This window comes from Pseudoalteromonas sp. A601 (assembly GCF_002165575.1).
In the GTDB taxonomy this organism is placed as follows: domain Bacteria; phylum Pseudomonadota; class Gammaproteobacteria; order Enterobacterales; family Alteromonadaceae; genus Pseudoalteromonas.
The window spans coordinates 222,009-229,194 of sequence record NZ_MXQF01000006.1; the positions used below are offsets into that span (position 1 = coordinate 222,009).

8 protein-coding genes are annotated in these 7,186 nt (G+C 38.9%); 5 read left to right on the forward strand and 3 right to left on the reverse strand.

Going from position 1 to position 7,186, the window contains the following annotated elements; genetic code table 11:
* The first annotated feature begins 103 nt into the window (after positions 1 to 103).
* Positions 104 to 727, forward strand: a complete 624-nt coding sequence (locus B5G52_RS07040; RefSeq protein ID WP_087531938.1) for a riboflavin synthase subunit alpha — start codon at positions 104 to 106, stop codon at positions 725 to 727.
* Here the strand turns inward: B5G52_RS07040 and B5G52_RS07045 are convergent.
* Entirely contained in the window at positions 724 to 927 is a 204-nt protein-coding gene (locus B5G52_RS07045; RefSeq protein WP_087531939.1) for a CPXCG motif-containing cysteine-rich protein, read from the reverse strand. The two genes, B5G52_RS07040 and B5G52_RS07045, sit on opposite strands and share 4 nt — an antisense overlap.
* Positions 928 to 1,074: 147 nt before the next feature.
* Positions 1,075 to 1,935: a fructosamine kinase family protein gene (locus tag B5G52_RS07050; RefSeq protein ID WP_087531940.1), complete on the reverse strand. Its 861-nt coding sequence runs from the start codon at positions 1,933 to 1,935 to the stop codon at positions 1,075 to 1,077.
* 124 nt (positions 1,936 to 2,059) lie between these two features.
* Between B5G52_RS07050 and B5G52_RS07055 the strand changes: the two genes are divergently transcribed.
* The gene (locus B5G52_RS07055; RefSeq protein ID WP_087531941.1) at positions 2,060 to 2,755 is read left to right on the forward strand and encodes a DUF445 domain-containing protein; all 696 of its coding nucleotides are present in this window, start codon (positions 2,060 to 2,062) and stop codon (positions 2,753 to 2,755) included.
* Between the two features lie 63 nt (positions 2,756 to 2,818).
* On the opposite strand, the gene B5G52_RS07060 is transcribed toward B5G52_RS07055, so the two are convergent.
* Positions 2,819 to 3,187, reverse strand: a complete 369-nt coding sequence (locus B5G52_RS07060) for a DUF3718 domain-containing protein (protein ID WP_254911159.1) — start codon at positions 3,185 to 3,187, stop codon at positions 2,819 to 2,821.
* A 338-nt stretch (positions 3,188 to 3,525) separates the two neighbouring features.
* Between B5G52_RS07060 and B5G52_RS07065 the strand changes: the two genes are divergently transcribed.
* The 3 genes from B5G52_RS07065 to B5G52_RS07075 all read left to right on the forward strand — a co-directional run bounded on the left by B5G52_RS07065 (position 3,526) and on the right by B5G52_RS07075 (position 7,061).
* A complete protein-coding gene (locus B5G52_RS07065; RefSeq protein WP_087531943.1) occupies positions 3,526 to 4,311 on the forward strand; it encodes a hypothetical protein in 786 nt (261 codons plus the stop codon).
* Between the two features lie 113 nt (positions 4,312 to 4,424).
* Positions 4,425 to 5,807: an amidohydrolase gene (locus B5G52_RS07070; protein WP_087531961.1), complete on the forward strand. Its 1,383-nt coding sequence runs from the start codon at positions 4,425 to 4,427 to the stop codon at positions 5,805 to 5,807.
* Positions 5,808 to 5,819: 12 nt separating this feature from the next.
* Positions 5,820 to 7,061, forward strand: coding sequence for an amidohydrolase family protein (locus B5G52_RS07075; RefSeq protein ID WP_087531944.1), 1,242 nt, complete (start codon positions 5,820 to 5,822; stop codon positions 7,059 to 7,061).
* Positions 7,062 to 7,186: the final 125 nt, after the last annotated feature.

The following is a 7,186-nucleotide window of genomic DNA, read 5'->3' on the forward strand; positions in this document are numbered from 1 at the left end:
CTAGTGTAATTGATTTATAAAAGAATAAAAGTTTATATCGATGATTCACTAACCCTTAAGTGATAAACTCACTACCAACGTAGAAAAGTGAAGATGATTTAATATGTTTACTGGAATAGTACAAACTAAAGCGACAGTTTTATCGACAGAGCAGCGTGAAGGCGTATTACGCTTAACACTCTCGGTAGGCATCCAATACATTGATAAATTAGAAATCGGTGCAAGCATTGCGATTAATGGTTGTTGTTTAACTGTAGTGAAATTTAGTCCGGCTGAGAACCAATTAGCGCATGTTTATTTTGATGTGATTGACGAAACCCTCAAATTAACAAACTTAGGTCAATTAGCGGCTGATGGCAAAGTTAATTTCGAGCGCTCAATGATATTTGGTTCTGAATTAGGCGGGCATATTATGTCGGGTCATATTCATTTTACAGCACGTATCGATGACATTATTAATACGCAAGATAATTGTAAAATAAGACTAGCTTTAACCTCTCAGTGGCAGAAATTTGTATTGTATAAAGGCTTTGTTGGTGTAAATGGCGCGAGCCTAACTGTGGGTGAAACCGATGATAATGGCTTTTGGTTGCATTTAATTCCAGAGACATTAGCTATTACCAACTTAGGCTTAGCAAAGGTTGGCGAACAGCTAAATATTGAGGTTGATCAACAAACCTTTACAATCATCAACACTGTTGAGAACTATTTAAAGCAAAGCCGTTAAAATATTTGTTCGTCGTCACTATCGATGTGTAACTCTATTTTATTATAAGCATGATCGATATGCATATTAAAATGAATAGGGTTACAGCAGGCACTGCAATCTTCAAAGTAATCTTGGTCGCCTTCGCTGGCGTCTAAGGTTACGTGGATATGATGCCCGCAATGTGGGCAGGTAATGCGTTGTGAGAGTTGATTTTTCATAATTACTCCAACCTGGCAATTGAGCCAAAGGTAACAGTGCTAAACACGTATCGAGTCATTTTAGCGACTGCACGGGTTTTCAAAATCCTATTTTAAATATAGTCGGTATTACGGCTTTATGACATCGTCTTTACAATAAAAAGTACGTTATTTTAAGAGTGAATCAATTTGTTTTTTAGCTTCAGTGAGATAATGACCAGCAAAAATATTAGCATGATTTAATATTGGGTAAAGTTGGTAGATTTGTTTGCGGCTCTCGTATCCATTACTCAGCGGGTACTGCTTATTGTAAGCTAGGTAAAATGCTTCGGGAAGCGGGGCGAATAGTTCACTCATGGCAATATCGACTTCCCGATCACCATAATAACAAGCAGGATCAAATATACAGGGTACGTTTTGAATAAAGCCCATATTCCCACGCCAATAATCGCCATGCAGTAGCGAGGGCTCCACATGGTGACTATGGAGTAAGTCTTTTATAAATCGGATCAAATATTCTTTATCAACTAAATTAATGCCTTTTTCTTCAAGTAACTGTAATTGCCAACCAATACGTTCTTCAGCGTAAAATACATCCCACTTTTTATGCCATCGGTTGGGCTGTAGAGTTGGGCCAACAAAATTGTCATGATCAAAACCAAACATCGCTTGTTGATGTTTTTGGTGGAGGCTTGCCAGATGTTTGCCCATAATATGCCACATAGTGTGTGGTTGTTGATCGAGCTTAAGCCATTCAAGTACTAAAAATGCATATTCAATGTTGGATCCACTTGTGACGCAATCGGGCACCATAAAGAGGCTTTCTTGGGTTAGAAGTTTTAAGCTATGAGCCTCAGACTCAAACCGCTCTAATTGTGTATGATGGGCAACTTTTACAAAGTATGTGTGAGTACCATCGCTTATTTCAAATAACATATCGTCATTTGAACTTTGCAATTGGCGTTTAAAGGTATACTTAAAGTCAAAATGCATTGCTTGGCTGATCTGCTCATTAACGGTATTCCACATAATATTGCTCGCCTTTTATACATATTACTAAACTATGGCAAAAAGTAGTTAAATAAACAAACTCTTGTATGTAAAATTCAATAATCAGTTTTAAGCAATGATTTAGCCTTCTATGGAGAATAAAATGAACAAAAGTACGCTCACTAATTTTACAGCTGCAATTCTAGTATTAGTTGGTTACTTTTTTAACCAGGCGATTGTACTCTCAATTGGTTTGTTTGCTTTATCGGGGGCTTTTACCAACCTACTTGCAGTGCATATGTTGTTTGAAAAAGTACCATTTTTATATGGCTCAGGTGTTATCCAAGTAAAGTTTGCCAAGTTCAAACAGGCTATCAGAGAGCTAGTTATTACTGAGTTTTTCTCTAAAGACAAAATAGAACAATTACTTGCAACTAAACAGCCGCAGCTAGATTTAAAGCCAGTGATTGAAGAAGTGGACCTAAACCCAGCATTTGACAGCTTACTTGAAGTTATCGAACAGTCTCAATTTGGCGCAATGCTTGCTATGTTTGGCGGCACAGAAGCGGTTGAGCCAATGCGTGAATCATTTATTGAAAAAATGAAAAATTCACTGTCAAATATGAGTGAGACCACACAGTTTAAACAACTTGTAAATGACAAACTAATGCAAAAAGCAATGTCTTCAGACAAGTTATACGATACGGTATTGGGCCTTGTTGATGACAGGTTAAATGAATTAACGCCAGCGATGGTCAAAGATATAATTCAAACCATGATCCGTGAGCATCTTGGTTGGCTCGTGGTTTGGGGTGGGGTATTCGGTGGTTTATTTGGTTTGCTTGCAGCTATTATTTAACTGTAAAAATATTAAGCAGGCCAACTACACGCCTGCTTAATTATGGCTTAAGTATTCCATACTCTATTTTGAACCAGCGACGACTAAAATAGTGCTATCGTTTGTTTTCGCTAAATCATGAATACTTGTTTTGCCAGTTGTATCGAGATTTAAGTATTTCGCGCTTTTATTAAAACCATGCATGCCTGCAAATTTTCCTAGCTCCATATCGTTACAGTGTAACTTGTTTATTGCTACTTTTTTGCTCATTCGTACGTCACGCAAAGTGGCTGACAATGTAATAGGTTTGTTTGAAGTAACGGCCATACATACTACAGTACCTGGGCTGTTATCTGCCGCAACAAATTCTGCTGCTTGAGTTGTGGTTGCTGTCAATGTTGCTGTGCCAATAAGTAAAGTTGTACAAAGAGTAGTTGCTAAAGTTTTCATCATCATTCTCCAGTGTTTGATGTTAGTTGACGAGTTAATTATTGGCTTTATTTATAAAGAATGCTGTAAATGAAAATCGACAATATGTAAGTAACTATGTCAGTCATGTATTACTAATTTAAATGCTTGATTTAAGATAATTTAAAATATGTCTTTTGACACATTTAAGGTGATTTATTTTCCAGTTTTTATTGGCTTTTGATTGTTTTTCATCCTGTTTTCATTGGCTTTACAGCACATTTACTTTAGAGTAAAAGCACTTTATAGATTATCTTGGCTGACATATATTCTCAGGCTGTTATCATTCTCAATAATTATTTTTATCTCGCTATGGAGACTATGTGAGTAGCAAGTTTTCCCGTTACTACCAGCAAGCGTATGCTTGCGAACAACAAAACTTTAATCAGTGTTTTTATTGTGGCTGCGAGGCTACAGAGCGAGATCATTGCCCGCCATTGCATATGCTACAAAGCATTATAGATTTGGGTGAGGATGCGGATTTTATTAGTATAGCTGCCTGTTATGAGTGCCATGCATTACTACATAATGAACGATTATTGACAATTGATGAGCGCTTTACCAAGCTTAAGAAAAAGCTCGCATCTAAATATGCTAAGCCATTACGAGTTTATAATATGTGGCACGAAAGTGAGCTCATTGATATGAGTGATGAATTTGCGCATAGTATCAAGGCCGGTATGACACTCGGTGAAGAAGCGGCACAGCGCATGGCGTTTACGGGCTTTAGTTATGCAACTGAAGAAGCTAAAGTTACCGTTAGAGAGAAAACACCTGAGTTTGATGTTGAGGGCGTGATCTTTACAGACTTTAAAGAAGCACTTAATTACTGTATTACAGAGCTCAAAGTACACAAAAGCGACTTTTATAAAATACTTGTAGAAGACTACCAAGGTGATTTTAATAAGGCACTGAGTCAGTATCGCCATCGCCACGACAAAGTAACAGCAGCAAAAGATGGCAATAGCTTAATAAAAGATTTTTCAAAACAGCATAAACAAAACTCAGACTTTGTTACTCGCACGGTAAAACATTTTATTAATAAAGATCCAAGTTTAACTACAGAAGCTGCTTTAGATAAGCTCTACATTAACTATATAAAAAAATAACATATGATGTAATTAAATTACATTTACCTTAAATAAACGCAGCTTCAGCTTATTTTTTGGCTTTATGCTGCGCATTTATATACATTAATAAAAAAACAACAGAGATTAACATGATGCAAAAATTTGCTCCCTCATTGCTGGTCGTTGCACTGGGTGTCGCTTTAGCCGGCTGCCAAGATAACGGACCACAAGACGAAAAAGTAACAATCAATAAAAATCCATACCCAAGTACCTATCAGCCACTTAAATCAACTAGTACGTTGATCACCAATGCCACAGTTTTAACTGGCACCGGTGAGCGTTTAGAAGAAGCTGACGTTTTACTGGTTGATGGTAAAGTACAACAAGTGGGTAAAGACTTATCAGCCAGTGCCGATCTTACAATTGATGCACAAGGTAAATGGGTAACGCCTGGATTAATCGACGTTCACTCACATTTGGGTGCGTATCCAAACCCATCAGTTGAGTCACATCAAGATGGTAATGAAATGACCAGCCCTAATACAGCAGAAGTATGGGTTGAACATTCTATTTGGCCACAAGATCCAGGTTTTAACCGTGCTCGTGAAGGCGGTATCACTTCGTTACAAATTCTACCTGGTTCTGCAAACTTATTTGGCGGGCGTGGGGTAACACTTAAAAATGTGCCAGCTCATACGATGCAAGGGATGAAGTTCCCAGATGCACCGTATGGCTTAAAGATGGCGTGTGGTGAAAACCCTAAGCGTGTTTATGGTCGTAAAGGCGTATTACCTTCAACACGAATGGGTAATATGGCAGGCTATCGTACTGCATGGATTGGTGCGGCTGAATATAAGCGTGAATGGGATAAATACGAGTCAGATTACGCTGCAGGTAAAAACCCGGAAGTGCCACACCGAGATATCAAATACGATACATTACGTGGCGTATTAGATGGCGAAGTCATGATCCATAATCATTGCTATAAAGCCGAAGAAATGGCAATGATGATTGACCTATCTAAAGAGTTTGGTTATCACGCTGGTACATTCCACCACGGTATAGAAGCCTATAAAATTGCTGATTTATTAGCAGAAAATGGCTCATGTGCTGCACTTTGGCCAGATTGGTGGGGCTTTAAAATGGAAGCCTACGACATGGTTCAAGAAAACGTTGCGATTGTTGATGCGGTTAAAAACTCGTGTGCCATTGTTCACTCGGATTCTGATACAACCATACAGCGCTTAAACCAAGAGGCGGGTAAAGTAATGTTCCGTGCAAATGACAATGGTTTTGATATCTCCGAAGAGCATGCCATTAAATGGATCACTGCTAATGCTGCTAAATCACTGGGTATTGCAGATAAAACAGGCTCACTTGAAGCAGGTAAGCAAGGCGATGTAGTAATTTGGAATCAAAGTCCTTTTAGTGTTTATGCTAAAGCAGAACAGGTCTTTGTTGACGGTGCCAAAGTGTATGATCGTGATGATGAAGCATTCCAAGCACAAAGTGATTTCATGTTAGGTCAAAAATAAGGAGTAACTAGAATGACAAAATTAAAACAATCATTTTCGCTCTCACTAGTTGCTGCTGGTTTAATCGCAAGTGCAACAGCTAATGCAGAGTCTTTAGCCATCATTAATGCCACAGTTCACACATCAACAGAGCAAGGTGTTTTACAAGGTGCCAGTATCATTATTGATGAAGGCAAAATTACTGCCATTAATCCAGCAAAAGTAGATGCAGATACAATTATTGATGCTAAAGGCCAAATCGTAACCGCTGGTTTTATTGGCAGTATGAATCAGTTAGGTCTGGTTGAAGTTGGGGCTGTAGCTGGCTCGCGTGATGCCGGTGATGATAAAGCAGGTATCGACTTTGATCCAAGCTTAGCTTTTAACCCTCGCTCAAGTCTTATCCCTTATGCGCGCAAAGGCGGTATTACTCGTGATGTTGTTACTCCGCACGGCGGTGACAGTATTTTTGCAGGTCTTGCCAGCGTAGTTGATTTAAGTGGTGAGTTTGACAGCGTTGAACAAACACAGGTTGCATTAGTTGTTCACTTAGGTGAAAAGCGTAAAGGCTCTCGTGCTATGTCGCTTAAAACATTGATTGATAAGCTGACTAGCCATCAGCAAAAATCAACGAAAAAAGATAAAAAAGACGATGGCAAGCCGAGTACTGAAGATACAGTATTAACAAAAGTACTTGCCGGTGAGATGCCACTTTTAGCCAGTGCTTCACGTGCATCTGACATTATTGAGCTTATTAAGCTAAAACAGCAATTTTCACTTAATTTAGTGATTGCAGGTGCGCAAGATGCAGTGGTTGTTAAACAGCAACTAGCAGACGCGCAAGTTCCTGTGATTGTAAGTTCGATGGACAACTTACCGGGTAGCTTTGATTCATTACATGCTGGTTTAAGTAATGCGGGTGAACTTGAAAAAGCAGGCGTAAAAGTGTTACTCGCAATTGCTGGTGATGGCAGCCATAATGTGTATCAACTGCGCTTTGATGCAGGTAATGCTGTGTCGTATGGTATGACACAAGAAGGTGCGTTAAAAGCCATTACAGCTAATGTTGCTGATGTGTTTGGTATTAATGCAGGTCGCGTTGCAGTGGGTACTACGGCAGATTTAGTTATGTGGAATGATGATCCGTTTGAGCTCAACAGCCACGTGACTAAAATGTTCATCAACGGCGAAGAAGTATCAACTGAATCACGTCAGGACAAATTACGTAACCGTTACATGACTGACTCAGAAATGCCACGTGCATACACTAAATAGTGTTTAGTTAGTGTAAAAAAGCCGCAGCAGCGGCTTTTTTTATACACTTTGTCATAGAGCTGGTTTATCCCAGACACAAAAAAGGCGCTCAGTGAGTAATGCCGATCAGTTAAGCAAGAAAAAGC